The 12,707-nt window shown below is 73.5% G+C and carries 13 protein-coding genes; 1 reads left to right on the top strand and 12 read right to left on the bottom strand.

The window, feature by feature from the left end; all coding sequences use genetic code 11:
• Positions 1-10 precede the first annotated feature (10 nt).
• Together B6R96_RS23685 and B6R96_RS23680 are read right to left on the bottom strand one after the other, a co-directional pair.
• The gene (locus tag B6R96_RS23685; protein WP_081523577.1) at positions 11-1,375 is read right to left on the bottom strand and encodes a beta-xylosidase; all 1,365 of its coding nucleotides are present in this window, start codon (positions 1,373-1,375) and stop codon (positions 11-13) included.
• A 117-nt stretch (positions 1,376-1,492) separates the two neighbouring features.
• Positions 1,493-2,545 carry a GlxA family transcriptional regulator gene (locus tag B6R96_RS23680; RefSeq protein ID WP_030384632.1) on the bottom strand — a complete coding sequence of 351 codons (1,053 nt, stop codon included), beginning with the start codon at positions 2,543-2,545 and terminating at the stop codon, positions 1,493-1,495.
• A gap of 71 nt (positions 2,546-2,616) precedes the next feature.
• On the opposite strand from B6R96_RS23680, the gene B6R96_RS23675 reads away from it, so the two are divergent.
• On the top strand, positions 2,617-3,927 hold the full coding sequence (locus B6R96_RS23675) for an MFS transporter (RefSeq protein WP_081523576.1): 1,311 nt from the start codon (positions 2,617-2,619) through the stop codon (positions 3,925-3,927).
• A 230-nt stretch (positions 3,928-4,157) separates the two neighbouring features.
• Here B6R96_RS23675 and B6R96_RS23670 read toward each other — a convergent pair whose 3' ends face one another.
• The 10 genes from B6R96_RS23670 to B6R96_RS23625 form a co-directional block, all read right to left on the bottom strand.
• On the bottom strand, positions 4,158-4,514 hold the full coding sequence (locus B6R96_RS23670; protein WP_030384634.1) for a cytidine deaminase: 357 nt from the start codon (positions 4,512-4,514) through the stop codon (positions 4,158-4,160).
• Between the two features lie 67 nt (positions 4,515-4,581).
• Positions 4,582-4,944 (bottom strand): MmcQ/YjbR family DNA-binding protein, encoded by a 363-nt coding sequence (locus tag B6R96_RS23665; protein WP_081523575.1) that lies wholly within the window; start codon positions 4,942-4,944, stop codon positions 4,582-4,584.
• Positions 4,941-6,245 (bottom strand): hemolysin family protein, encoded by a 1,305-nt coding sequence (locus B6R96_RS23660; RefSeq protein ID WP_052871700.1) that lies wholly within the window; start codon positions 6,243-6,245, stop codon positions 4,941-4,943. The genes B6R96_RS23665 and B6R96_RS23660 overlap by 4 nt, the downstream gene beginning before the upstream one ends.
• Entirely contained in the window at positions 6,242-6,739 is a 498-nt protein-coding gene (gene ybeY / locus B6R96_RS23655; RefSeq protein ID WP_030384637.1) for an rRNA maturation RNase YbeY, read from the bottom strand. The genes B6R96_RS23660 and ybeY overlap by 4 nt, the downstream gene beginning before the upstream one ends.
• Positions 6,740-6,752: 13 nt before the next feature.
• Positions 6,753-7,796 carry a PhoH family protein gene (locus tag B6R96_RS23650; RefSeq protein ID WP_030384638.1) on the bottom strand — a complete coding sequence of 348 codons (1,044 nt, stop codon included), beginning with the start codon at positions 7,794-7,796 and terminating at the stop codon, positions 6,753-6,755.
• Positions 7,797-7,991: 195 nt separating this feature from the next.
• Positions 7,992-9,086, bottom strand: a complete 1,095-nt coding sequence (locus B6R96_RS23645; RefSeq protein WP_237291499.1) for a carbohydrate kinase family protein — start codon at positions 9,084-9,086, stop codon at positions 7,992-7,994.
• Positions 9,087-9,325: 239 nt separating this feature from the next.
• Entirely contained in the window at positions 9,326-10,231 is a 906-nt protein-coding gene (locus B6R96_RS23640; RefSeq protein WP_081523574.1) for a ribonuclease Z, read from the bottom strand.
• 3 nt (positions 10,232-10,234) lie between these two features.
• Positions 10,235-10,594: a histidine triad nucleotide-binding protein gene (locus B6R96_RS23635; RefSeq protein WP_052871697.1), complete on the bottom strand. Its 360-nt coding sequence runs from the start codon at positions 10,592-10,594 to the stop codon at positions 10,235-10,237.
• Positions 10,595-10,773: 179 nt separating this feature from the next.
• On the bottom strand, positions 10,774-11,517 hold the full coding sequence (locus B6R96_RS23630) for a 16S rRNA (uracil(1498)-N(3))-methyltransferase (protein WP_030384642.1): 744 nt from the start codon (positions 11,515-11,517) through the stop codon (positions 10,774-10,776).
• Positions 11,514-12,605, bottom strand: coding sequence for a nitronate monooxygenase (locus B6R96_RS23625; RefSeq protein ID WP_081525218.1), 1,092 nt, complete (start codon positions 12,603-12,605; stop codon positions 11,514-11,516). Before B6R96_RS23625 ends, B6R96_RS23630 begins: the two co-directional genes overlap by 4 nt.
• Positions 12,606-12,707: the final 102 nt, after the last annotated feature.

Genomic DNA, 12,707 nt, shown 5'->3' with positions numbered 1-12,707 from the left:
AGGCGCCCCGTCACGACAGGGTCAGCGTCAGGACCGCCGTGTACGCACCCGGCGGGGTGTACGGCGGCACCTTGAGGGTGACCGTGGCGTCGATCGTGAAGGTCCCGCCGGCCAGGGGCGCGTCGGGGGTGGAGGCGAGGAGCGCCCCGTCGGCCCCGACCGCACCCGCACTGCCCGGCGTACAGACGCTCCGGCTCCCCTCGGCCGCCACGCACCTCGGCGTCCAGGACAGCGAGGCGCCCGGGATGCGGATCCCGCCGGGTCCGGTGAAGTCGGTGACCTTGCCGATCAGGGACCAGCCGGCCGGTCCGCCGCGGGCGTCGGTGACGGTGACCGTCCCGATCCGGCCGGGGGCCGCGGCGCCGTCGCCGTAGGGGACGGCGCCCAGGGTGATGTCCTCGCCGGTCTGGGTCATGCCGAGGGCGCCCGGCTCGACCGTCGCCGTGACCTTCTGCGTGCCGGTGGACGGCGGCGGGGTGACGGACGGCGGCGCGGTGACGGAGGGCGGCGGGGTGAAGGAGGGCGGCGCGGTGACGGCGATGACGGTGTACGCGGCCGGGCCCGAGCCCCTGCCCGCCGTCCACGCGGCGCCCTCGTAGGCGACCACCGCGGTGGTGGCCCGGTCCGTGACCGGCAGCTCGACCAGGGCCGTGCCCCGTTCGTCGGCGGTGGCACGGACCCGGTCGGCGGTCTCGGCGGCGCCCGCCCGGCCGGCCACCGTGACGGCCGCGCCCGGCGGGAAGCCCGCGGCGGTGACCTTGACCCGGTCGCCCGGTCCACCGTGGGCGGCACCGAGGAGGACGCTGCGCAGGTTGGCCGTGGGCAGTGGGGTCGCGGTCAGGCGTGCGGAGACGGGTGCGGCGGAGGCGGTGTCCGCGGTGCAGGTGGTGTCGAGCTCCAGCAGGTGGCCGGTGTGCAGGGTGTAGCTGCCCGGGGCCAGGGTGGTCTCGCCGGGCGCGGTGACGGTGAAGGTGCCGGTCATGGTGACGGCGGGGAGGGGCGTGCCCGCGGGGACGGGGTCGTTGCGCTTGGCCCCCACGACGGTGACCTCGCCGCTCTGGGCGCCCGCCAGCAGGATCCGGCCGGTCGGGGTCAGCGTGTCGGCGGGGAGTTCGCCGCCGGCCCCGTTCGGGTCCAGGGGGGCCACGGCGGGGGTGCGGAGCACCTGGTAGGTGACGGTGACGGTGTCGCCGACCTGCGGGGCCGGGTTGTCGACGGTGATCCGGGCGGTGGTCGGCCCGTCCGCGGGCGGGAGACCGGCCTCCTGGGGCGGCAGGCAGTGCGTGGGGAAGTCCACCTGTCCGGGGGGCGTCTCGCCCTCGGCCGCGGCGGGCGCGCCGAGGGCGCCCCCGGTCGTGGCCGCGAGTACGGCCATGCCGACGGCCGCCGACCATCTCCGCTTCCGCGCCCCTGTTCGCACTGCCCGCCCCCTGGGTTCCCTCGCGCCCGCGCCCTGCGCAGGGGGTCATTCACGAGCGGGGGGCGGGAGAAGTCAATGCACGGGTCCGGCAGCAACTGATGGTCCATCAGGAGATGGCAGGGTGTCCGGTTCCGCCGGCCCGCTCGCGGCCGCCGCGCGGAAGGTGCGGCGGTAGGCGGTCGGGCTCACCCCCAGCGCCGCCTGCACGTGCTTGCGCAACGACTGGGCCGTACCGAAGCCGCTGTCCCGCGCGACCTGCTCCATCGGCAGCTCCGTCTGCTCCAGCAGCTGGCGGGCCCGCTCCACCCGTCGGCCGACGATCCACTGGCCGGGGCTGACGCCCGACTCCTCCCGGAAGCGGCGTGTGAACGTCCGTACCGACATGGCCTCCTGCCGGGCCAGGTCGGTCAGCCGGAGCGGTTCGTGCAGCCGGTCCAGCACCCACGCCCGGGCCGCCGTGGTCGTGGCGAGCTGCGGCTCGGGCATCGGGCGCGCGATGAACTGCGCCTGCCCGCCCTCGCGGTGGGGCGGTACGACGGTTCGCCGGGCCACCTCGTTGGCGACGGCCGCGCCGTGGTCGCGGCGCACGATGTGCAGGCACAGGTCGACGCCCGCGGCGACCCCGGCCGAGGTCAGTACGTCCCCGTCGTCGGTGTAGAGCACGTCCGGGTCGACCCGGACGGCCGGGAAGAGCCGCTGGAAGTGCTCGGCGGACGCCCAGTGCGTGGTGGCCGGACGCCCGTCGAGGAACCCTGCGGCGGCCAGCACGTACCCGCCCGTGCAGATGGAGACGAGCCGGGTGCCGGGCCGGATGTGGGCGAGGGCCGCCGCGAGTTCGTCGGTCAGCCTGCCCTCCTCGTGCACCGGGCCCAGTTCGTACGAGGCCGGCACCACCACCGTGTCGGCCGTGGCCAGCAGTTCGGGGCCGTGCTCGACGTGGATCGCGAAGTCGGCGTCCGTGCGCACCGGCCCGGGGGCGAGCCCGCACGTGAGGATCTCGTACAGCGGCCGCCCGGCCGGATCCTTGGCCCGCCCGAAGATCCGGTGCGGGATGCCCAGCTCGAAGGGGAGCAGCCCGGTGAGCGCGAGGACGACGACCCGATGTGCCTGCTGCTGCGACTCCATGGCCCGATCGTAGCGAAGCATGACAGTCAAGCCACTTTCGTACGGTCCCCCGCCGGCCGGAAGCTGTCGGCGTGCCCCAGACAGCTCCCGCCTCCGCCTCCGCCTCCACGGCCCCCTCGCGCGCCCCTCGGCGGGCCGCCCGCATCCACCGCGCCTGGTTCGTCGCCGCCGTCGCCTTCGTGACGATCATCGGCGCGGCCGGCTTCGCCTCCCTGCCCGGGCTGCTCATCGAGCCGCTGCACGCGGAGTTCGACTGGTCGCGCGGCACCATCGGCCTCGCCGTCTCGGTCAACCTCGCGCTCTACGGGCTCACCGCGCCCTTCGCCGCCGCCCTGATGGACCGCTTCGGCATCCGCAGGGTGGTGGCCGTGGCCCTGCTCGTCATCGCCTGCGGCGCGCTGGCCACGGTGTGGATGACCGCGCCGTGGCAGCTGGTGCTGTGCTGGGGCGTACTGGTCGGACTCGGCAGCGGCTCGATGGCCCTGGCCTTCGCGGCGACGGTGACCAACCGCTGGTTCACCGCCCGGCGCGGCCTGGTCACCGGCGTCCTGACCGCGGCCGGGGCCTCCGGCCAGCTGGTCTTCCTGCCGCTGCTGGCCTGGCTCGTGGACCAGCACGGCTGGCGCCCGGCAACGGTGACGGTCTCCCTGTCGGCGCTGGCCGTCGCCCCCTTCGTGTGGCTGCTGATGCGCGACCACCCGGCGGACGTGGGGCTCGCGCCGTACGGCGGCACGTACGAACCGAAGCCGGCCCCCACCCCGGGCGCGACCCGGCGGGCGCTGAAGGTACTCCTCGACGCGGCCCGGACCGGCCCCTTCTGGCTCCTGGCAGGCACCTTCGCGATCTGCGGCGCCTCCACGAACGGCCTGGTCAGGACCCACTTCGTGCCCGCCGCCCACGACCACGGCATGCCGGTGACGGCCGCCGCGGGGCTGCTGGCGGTGGTCGGCGTGTTCGACGTGATCGGCACGGTGGCCTCCGGCTGGTTCACCGACCGCTTCGACTCCCGGCGGCTGCTGGCCGTCTACTACGCCCTGCGCGGGATCTCGCTGCTCTTCCTGCCGATCCTGCTGGCGCCGTCGGTGCGGCCGCCGCTGGTCTTCTTCATCGTCTTCTACGGCCTCGACTGGGTGGCGACGGTCCCGCCGACGATCGCGCTGTGCCGCGAGCACTACGGGGACGACGGCGCGATCGTCTTCGGCTGGGTCCTGGCCTCGCACCAGCTCGGCGCGGCGGTGGTGGCCTTCCTGGGCGGCCTGGCCCGTGACCTCACCGGCTCGTACGACGTGGTCTGGTACGCGTCGGGCGCGCTCTGCGCGATGGCCGCGCTGATGGCCATGACCATCCACCACCGCCGCCGCCCCCCGACGCCCCGCGTCTGAGGCCGCCACCTCCAGCCCCGCCGGCGTTTGAGGCCGCCACCTCCAGCCCCGCCGGCGTTTGAGGCCGCCACCTCCAGCCCCGCCGGCGTTTGAGGCGCGGGGTCTGGGGCGGAGCCCCAGGAAACCCGGCTTCGCCGGGCACCGGGCTCCGCCCGGACCCGCTCCTCAAACGCCGGAGGGGCTGGATGTGGCCCGGCGAGGCTGAACATGGCGCAGGCCCCCCGGGGGGGCTAGGCGCCGGCCGGAGTGGTCGACTTCAGGGTCCCGTCCGGACCCGCCAGCAGCACCGGGGTCTGCGGGCCACCGAGATCGCGGACGGCCGCACGATCGGCCTCCGCCGGGGCCTCGGCCGTGCTGACGACCGCCGCCGCCTCCAGCGACCGCGCCCCGCTCGCCACCGCCATCGCCACCGCCGTCTGCAGCGCGCTCAGCTTCAGGGAGTCGAGCTCCACCGTCCCGGCGACGTACGTGCGGCCCGTCTCGTCCCGCACCGCCGCCCCCTCCGGCACCGCGTTGCGGGCCCGGGCGCTGCGCGCCAGCGTGATGATCTTGCTGTCCTCGGGGTCGATCCCGGTGCTGTCGGTCATGGGCGAAAGCATAGGGAGCGCACCCGCGCCCCCGCGCGACCACCCCACCGCCGAAGTGCGGGCAGCGTCAGGGCCGGTCGAGCCGCAGCCGCTCCGCCCTCGGCAGGCCCGCGACGACCAGGTCGTACGAGTCCTCGACGAGCTCCCGCACCAGCCGGTCCGGCAGACCGTCGGGCCCGCCCACCGTCACGGTGTTCCAGTGCCGCTTGTTCATGTGATAGCCGGGCACGATCGCCTCGTGCTCCTCGCGCAGCCGTACCGCCAGCTCCGGGTCGCACTTGAGGTTGACCTTCAGCGGTTCCCCGTCCAGCGCCGACAGCGCGAACACCTTGCCCAGCACCTTGAACACCGAGGTTTCCGGGGTGAAGGGGAACTCCTCCACCGCCGCGTTGAAGCCCAGGCAGAACGCGCGCAGCTGCGCCGGGGTCACTCCCCCTCCTCCCCCGCGGGCTCCGCCGCGGCCACCGGCTCCACCAGTACCGTCACGATCTTGTTCCGCCGTCCCGCCGGGGATTCGGCCGTCAGCCGCAGCGGACGGCCGTCCGGCAGTTCCACCACCGCCGAGGCGCCCGCGATCGGCACCCGGCCCAGCGCCTTGGCCAGCAGGCCGCCGACCGTCTCCACGTCCTCGTCGTCGAAGGCCTCGACCTTGAACAGCTCTCCGAGGTCGGTGATGTCCAGCCGCGCCGTGACCCGGTAGCGGTCCTCGCCCAGGTCCTCGACCGGCGGGAGTTCCCGGTCGTATTCGTCGGTGATCTCGCCGACGATCTCTTCCAGGATGTCCTCGATGGTGACGATGCCTGCCGTGCCGCCGTATTCGTCGATGACGACGGCCACGTGGTTGCGCACCTGCTGCATCTCGCGCAGCAGATCGCCCGCGTTCTTGGTGTCCGGCACGAAGAGCGCCGGCCGCATCGCCGTCGACACCAGGTCCGCCTCCGCCTCCCGGCTGATGTGCGTCTTGCGGACCAGGTCCTTCAGGTAGACGATCCCGACTATGTCGTCCTCGTTCTCCCCGGTCACCGGGATGCGCGAGAAGCCGGACCGCAGTGCGAGCGTGGTCGCCTGACGGATCGTCTTGTACCGCTCGATGCAGACGAGGTCGGTGCGCGGCACCATCACCTCGCGCACCAGCGTGTCGCCGAGCTCGAAGACCTGGTGCACCATGCGGCGCTCGTCGTCCTCGATCAGTGATTCCCGCTCCGCGAGGTCCACCATGGCGCGCAGCTCGGCCTCGGAGGCGAACGGCCCCTTGCGGAAGCCCTTCCCGGGCGTGAGCGCGTTGCCGATGAGGATCAGCAGCTGCGGGATCGGCCCCATGATCCGGGCCAGCGGTACGAGCACGTACGCGGCCGCCGTCGCCGTGTTCAGGGGGTGTTGACGGCCGATCGTACGGGGGGACACGCCCACGGCGACGAAGGAGACGAGCACCATCACGGCGATGGCCACGAGCAGTGCGGTCCAGTTCTCGCCGAACTCGTCGAGGCAGACGTAGGTGACGAGCACCCCGGCGGCCATCTCGCAGGTGACCCGGACCAGCAGGGCCACATTGAGGTAGCGGGTGGGGTCGCCGGCGACCTGGGCGAGCTTCTCGCTCCCGCGCCGGCCCTCCCGTACGGCCTGCTCGGCCCGGAAGCTCGAGATGCGGGCGATGCCGGACTCGGCGCACGCCGCGAACCAGGCCACCACCACCAGCAGGACGGCCCCGGTGATCAGTTGCGGCGCGTTCACGAGACGGTCGGAGCCGGGGACGGACCCGTGATACCGCGCTCGCCGCGCCAACCGTCGACGATGGCCGCCTGGAGGCCGAACATCTCGGCCTTCTCGTCCGGCTCCTCGTGGTCGTAGCCGAGCAGGTGCAGCACTCCGTGGACGGTCAGGAGCTGGAGCTCCTCGTCCATGGAGTGCTGCGTCGGGGCTTCCTCGCCCTGCCTCTTGGCGACCTCGGGGCAGAGCACGATGTCACCGAGGAGCCCCTGCGGGGGCTCCTCGTCGTCCTTGGCCGGCGGACGGAGCTCGTCCATCGGGAAGGACATGACGTCGGTCGGACCGGGCAGATCCATCCACTGGATGTGGAGCTGCTCCATGGCGTCCTCGTCGATGACGATGACGGAGAGCTCGGACAGCGGGTGGATCCGCATCCGGGTGAGCGCGTAGCGGGCGATGTCGAGGATCGCCTGCTCGTCGACCTCGGTTCCGGACTCGTTGTTGACGTCGATCGACATGGTGCGCTGGGTTCTACTTCCGTGGATGGCCGTTCGCGGCCTGCTGGCTGTCGTCGTACTTCTCGTACGCGTCGACGATACGGCCGACCAGCTTGTGGCGGACGACATCCTCGGACGTGAGCCGTGAGAAGTGGATGTCCGGGACGCCTTCCAGGATGTCCTGCACCTGCCGCAGACCGCTCCGGGCACCGCCCGGAAGGTCGATCTGCGTGATGTCACCGGTGATCACGATCTTCGAGTCGAAGCCGAGCCGGGTCAGGAACATCTTCATCTGCTCGGTGGTCGTGTTCTGCGCCTCGTCGAGGACGACGAACGCCTCGTTGAGGGTGCGTCCGCGCATGTACGCCAGGGGCGCCACCTCGATCGTGCCCGCCGCCATCAGCCGCGGGATCGAGTCGGGGTCGAGCATGTCGTGCAGCGCGTCGTAGAGCGGGCGCAGGTACGGGTCGATCTTGTCGAAGAGGGTGCCCGGCAGGAAGCCGAGCCGCTCGCCCGCCTCGACGGCGGGCCGGGTCAGGATGATCCGGCTGACCTGCTTGGACTGGAGGGCCTGCACGGCCTTGGCCATGGCCAGGTAGGTCTTGCCGGTGCCGGCGGGGCCGATGCCGAACACGATCGTGTTCTTGTCGATCGCGTCGACGTACCGCTTCTGGTTGAGGGTCTTGGGGCGGATGGTACGGCCGCGGCTGGAGAGGATGTTCTGGGTGAGCACCTCCGCCGGCGTCTCGGCAGGCCCGTTGCCATTGCCGTTGCCGCTCGCCTTGAGCATGGCGATCGAGCGTTCCACTGCGTCCTCCGTCATCGGCTGCCCGGTGCGGAGCACCAGCATCATCTCGTCGAAAAGTCGCTGGATCAGGGCGACTTCCGCCGCCTCGCCGATCGCGCTGACCTGATTGCCCCGAACATGGATGTCGGCCTTCGGGAAGGCCTTCTCGATCACGCGCAACAGGGCGTCACCCGAGCCGAGCACGGTCACCATCGGGTGCGTGGCCGGAACGGTGAAGTGGGCTCGCGCCTGCCCCGGCGCAGGGATGTGGGCTGTGGGTGTCTGAGTCATGGGCCGGCACTGTGGCCTGCACATACCTCCCGCTGAGGGGCCGCGCCGATCGACGACCTCCGGAGTACAAGCGTACGTCTCCGCCGCTGCTTCCCCGAGAGGTTTTACACCCGCCCGCGCCCCGCCCGCGCCCCGTCCGCGCTCCGTCCCGCCCCGCCGGCGCCCCGCCCGCGCCTGCCGCGCGCACCCGCGCCGCTACACGGAGTGCCGGAAGCCGATCGTCGGTACGGCCCGGCGCCGGGCCGCCGGGGCCTCGCCCGAGGGGATCAGGTCGTCGAGGAAGCCGTACCGGCCGCGCAGCTCCTGCGGGGCCGCCTGCCACCAGTGGGCCACCTCCGGCCAGCCGGGGGCCGACAGGGAGCCGCCGAACTCCTGGACCGACAGCGCCGCGGTCAGGCCGGCGAAGGCGAGCCGGTCCGCCAGCGGCCAGCCCGCCAGGGTGCCGGTCACGAAGCCCGCCACGTAGACGTCGCCCGCGCCGGTCGGGTCCAGTTCGTCCACGGTGATCCCGGGGACGTGCGCCGTCTCCCCGGTGCGCCCGTCCACCGCGTACGAGCCCTCCGCCCCCATCGTCACCACCGCGATCGGCACCTTCTCGGCCAGCGCCCTGGCCGCGGCTCTCGGACAGTCGGTCCGGGTGTACCGCATGGCCTCGCCCGCGTTCGGCAGGAAGGCCTCGCAGTGCTCCAGGTCGGCCAGGGCTCCCAGGTCCCAGCGGCCGCTCTCGTCCCAGCCCACGTCGGCGAAGATCCGCGAGCCGCGCCGGGCGGCCTCGCCGATCCACTCCTCGCCGCGGCCGGGCCCGAGCGAGGCCACGGCCGCACGGGCCAGCGGCGGGCACTGCGGGAAGGGCCCGGGTCCCGCGGGCGGCGGGGCCTCGTGGCCGTGCGAGACCATCGTGCGCTCGCCCTCGTAGGCCATCGAGACCGTGACGGGGCTGTGCCAGCCGGGGATGGTGTGCGACATGGACAGGTCGATGCCCTCGCCCTGCTCCAGGGCGTCCCAGCAGTACTCGCCGTAGTGGTCGTCCCCGAAGGCGGCTGCCAGGGCGGTGCGCAGACCGAGCCGGGCCAGGGCGGTGGCCATGTTGGCGACGCCGCCGGGGCTGGATCCCATTCCGCGCGCCCAGGACTCCGTACCGCGCACCGGGGCCGAGTCGAGGCCGGTGAAGATGATGTCGAGGAAGACCGTTCCGGTCAGGAAGACGTCGCAGCCCGGTTCCTGCGGGTCACGCAGCGGACCGAGCGGGTCCACTGCTGCTGCGCGGATTTCGTAGTCCCGACCGGTCACGGCGATCTCCCCGTTGTTTCTCGAAGGCCCGTTTCTGCATGACGTTTTCCAGTGGAAAGCTGCCAGCCCTGCCCACCCCGGGCAGGACCAAACCCAGTGTGGCGCAGATCACCCTCGAATGGCCCGCCGTCACTCGGACCACTCGACGGGGACCGGGCGGGCACGGCCCCGGGACGGGCGGGTCCCGGGGCCGGTCCCGGGGCCGGTCCCGGGCCGGTCCCGGGCGGGCACGGCCGCCGTCAGCCCCGCTTGGGCAGGGGCACCCGCAGCAGGTCGGCGGCCACCGTGAGCTCGCCCTCGAAGCCGGCCGCGCGCGCCTGGCGCTCGAACTCGGCGGGGTCGGTGTAGCGCTGCGAGAAGTGCGTCAGCACGAGGTGCCGTACGCCCGCGTCCCGCGCCACGCGCGCCGCCTGCCCGGCGGTGAGGTGACCGTGATCGGTGGCCAGCCGTTCGTCCTCGTCGAGGAAGGTCGACTCGATGACCAGCATGTCGCAGCCCTCGGCGAGGGCGTCCACGCCGGGGCACAGCCGGGTGTCCATGACGAACGCGAACCGCTGCCCGGGCCGGGGCTCGCTCACCTCGTCCAGGGTGACCGCGCCGAGCCGGCCCTCCCGCTGGAGCCGGCCCACGTCCGGCCCCTTGATGCCGTGCCGGGCGAGCAGCTCGGGCACCATGCGGCGCCCGTCGGGCTCGGTGATCCGGTAGCCGAAGGACTCGACGGGATGCGAGAGCAGCCGGGCCTCCAGGGTGTACGAGGGCCCTTCGGCCAGCACGCCGTCCGCGGCCACCGGTTCCTCGCGGAGCGGGACGGTCTCGCGGTAGGCCGTGGCGTACCGCAGCCGGTCGAAGAACTTCTGCCCCGAGGCCGGGTAGTGCGCGGTGACCGGGTGCGGGACCTGGTCGAGGTTGATCCGCTGGATCACCCCGGCGAGACCGAGGCTGTGGTCACCGTGGAAGTGGGTGACGCAGATCCGGTTGATGTCGTGCGCGGCCACCCCGGCGCGCAGCATCTGGCGCTGGGTGCCCTCGCCCGGGTCGAAGAGGATGCCCTCGCCGTCCCAGCGCAGCAGGTAGCCGTTGTGATTGCGGTGGCGGGTGGGCACCTGGCTGGCGGTGCCCAGCACCACGAACTCCCTGACGGACACGTGTTATCCGGGGGGCCACTGGAGGCCACGGCCGCCGAGGACGTGCGCGTGGGCGTGGAAGACGGTCTGGCCGGCGCCGGAGCCGGTGTTGAAGACGATCCGGTAGCCGTGGTCGACGATCTTCTCGTCGAGGGCGACCTGGCCGGCCTCACGCAGTATGTCGGCGGCGACGGCGGGCTCGGCCGCGGCCAGCGAGGCCCCGTCGGCGTAGTGCACCTTGGGGATGACGAGCACGTGCGTGGGCGCCTGCGGATTGATGTCCCGGAAGGCGACCGTGGTGTCGGTCTCCCGGACCACGGTCGCGGGGATACTCCCCGCGACGATCTTGCAGAACAGGCAGTCGGCCTGCGGTTCCCCGGCCATTGCTGAGCCTCCCGTGACGTTGATCGGTCCGGGCATCGTATCCAGCCGGGCCCCCACCACGGGCAGCCATTACGGCCCCCCGGCCCGAACCCCCGGCCCCGGCCGGGTCCGAACCAGCCGGGCGGGCCGGGGAGGAGCCGTCCGGCGGGGACGACCGGGACGCCGGGGACGGCGGGGCGTCAGGACCAGCGGCCCGTGCGGGCCAGCAGCACCGCGGTCGCCGCCGTTCCGGCCGTGGAGGTCCGCAGGACGGAGCGGCCCAGGCGGTAGGGGTGGGCCCCCGCCTCGGCGAAGACCGCCAGTTCCTCCGGGGAGACGCCGCCCTCCGGGCCGACCACCAGGACGACGGAGCCCGAGGCGGGCAGCTCGGCCGTGGCCAGGGCCCCGGAGGGGGTGTCGCGGTCCTCGTGCAGGACCATCGCCAGGTCGGCGCCGGCCAGCAGGGCCGCGACCTGCTTGGTGGACATGGCCTCGGCCACGTCCGGGAAGCGCACCCGGCGGGACTGCTTGCCCGCCTCCCGGGCCGTGGCCCGCCACTTGGCCAGGGACTTGGCCCCGCGGTCGCCGCGCCACTGCGTGATGCAGCGCGAGGCCTGCCAGGGCACGATCGCGTCCACGCCGGTCTCGGTCATCGTCTCGACGGCCAGCTCGCCCCGGTCGCCCTTGGGAAGGGCCTGGACCACCGTGATCCGGACCGCCGGCTGCTCCTCCTGCCCCGCCGAGGAGACCGCCACGACCAGCCGGTCCTTGCCCTCGGCGGCCTTGACCACGCCCTCCGCCCAGTGCCCGCGCCCGTCGGTGAGGACCACGTCCTCGCCCGGGGTCAGCCGCTTCACGGACACGGCGTGCCGGCCCTCCGGGCCGTCCAGGACGAACTCCGGCCCCGCGGGGACCTCTTCCACCACGAACACCGGGGCGGTCATGACGCACTCCTCATCTGCATTGCCTTCAACGTGCTCTGTGCCTGGGCCAGTTCGGCCGCCAGCACCTCCACCAGCTCCCCGGCCGGCAGCGGCCGCGCCAGCCGGTGCCCCTGCCCCGCCCACAGGGCCATGCCCTGCGGGTCCCCGGCCGCGGCGGCGGCCTTGCGCAGCCCCGAGGTCAGGTGGTGGACCTGCGGGTACGCGGCCGGGGCGTACGGCCCGTGCTCGCGCATGAAGCGGTTCACCAGCCCCCGCGCCGGCCGCCCGGAGAAGGCCCGGGTGAGCTCGGTGCGGGCGAACAGCGGGTCCGTCAGCGCCTTCTTGTGCACCGGGTCCGCCCCGGACTCCGGGCAGGGCAGGAAGGCCGTCCCGAGCTGCGCAGCCTCCGCCCCGGCCGCCAGCAGGGCAGCGATCTGCGCGCCGCGCATCAGACCGCCCGCGGCGATGATCGGCAGCGCCACGGCCTCCCGTACCTGGCCCACCAGCGCGAGGAGGCCCACGGCCGCCGTGCCGTCGATCTGCGGGTCGTCCCGGTGGGTGCCCTGGTGGCCGCCGGCCTCCGAGCCCTGGACGCAGACCGCGTCCGCGCCCGCGTGCTGGGCGCTGCGGGCCTCCTCGACGGAGGTCACCGTGACGACGGTGTACGTACCGGCCTTGCGCAGCGCGGCGAGGGCCGCGGAGGCGGGGCAGCCGAAGGTGAACGAGACCACGGGGACCGGGTCTTCGAGGAGGATGGCGAGCTTGGCGTCGTAGCCGTCGTCGCTGGTGCCGAAGACCTCTTCGTCGCCGAGCGAGATCTCGTACCAGCTCGCCTCGCCGGCCAGCTGCCCGCGGTAGGTCTCCACGGCGGCCGGATCGACATAACCGGTCTGCGGCATGAAGAGGTTGACGCCGAAACGGCGCCGGGTGAGCGCGCGCAGCTGCTTGATCTCGTGGTACATCCCGTCGGCCGTCTTGTAGCCGCCGGCGAGGAAGCCCAGTCCGCCCGCCTCGCACACGGCAGCGGCGAGCGCGGGGCAGGAGGCGCCGCCCGCCATGGGAGCCTGCACGATCGGGTACGGGGAGAGACCGTTCGCTGCCGAGGACATGGACTGCATCGTGCCACGTCCCGGGCAGGGGGCCGAATCATCGCATTCGCCTGGCATAGTCCCCTTCCCGGCGGGCCCGCGGCCCCCCGCCGCGCTCGTGCG

Source organism: Streptomyces sp. Sge12 (genome assembly GCF_002080455.1).
Lineage (GTDB): Bacteria > Actinomycetota > Actinomycetes > Streptomycetales > Streptomycetaceae > Streptomyces.
The sequence above is the reverse complement of the archived record's forward strand: the minus strand, read 5'-3'. Positions and strand labels throughout refer to the sequence as shown.

Bases quoted from the DNA above. Each gene is read 5' to 3' on its own strand.
- B6R96_RS23650 (WP_030384638.1), bottom strand. From the start codon at position 7,796: ATGACTCAGACACCCACAGCCCACATCCCTGCGCCGGGGCAGGCGCGA.
- B6R96_RS23635 (WP_052871697.1), bottom strand. From the start codon at position 10,594: ATGGCCGGGGAACCGCAGGCCGACTGCCTGTTCTGCAAGATCGTCGCG.
- B6R96_RS23685 (WP_081523577.1), bottom strand. From the start codon at position 1,375: ATGGCCGTACTCGCGGCCACGACCGGGGGCGCCCTCGGCGCGCCCGCC.
- B6R96_RS23630 (WP_030384642.1), bottom strand. From the start codon at position 11,517: ATGACCGCCCCGGTGTTCGTGGTGGAAGAGGTCCCCGCGGGGCCGGAG.
- ybeY (WP_030384637.1), bottom strand. From the start codon at position 6,739: ATGTCGATCGACGTCAACAACGAGTCCGGAACCGAGGTCGACGAGCAG.
- B6R96_RS23670 (WP_030384634.1), bottom strand. From the start codon at position 4,514: ATGACCGACAGCACCGGGATCGACCCCGAGGACAGCAAGATCATCACG.
- B6R96_RS23625 (WP_081525218.1), bottom strand. From the start codon at position 12,605: ATGTCCTCGGCAGCGAACGGTCTCTCCCCGTACCCGATCGTGCAGGCT.
- B6R96_RS23680 (WP_030384632.1), bottom strand. From the start codon at position 2,545: ATGGAGTCGCAGCAGCAGGCACATCGGGTCGTCGTCCTCGCGCTCACC.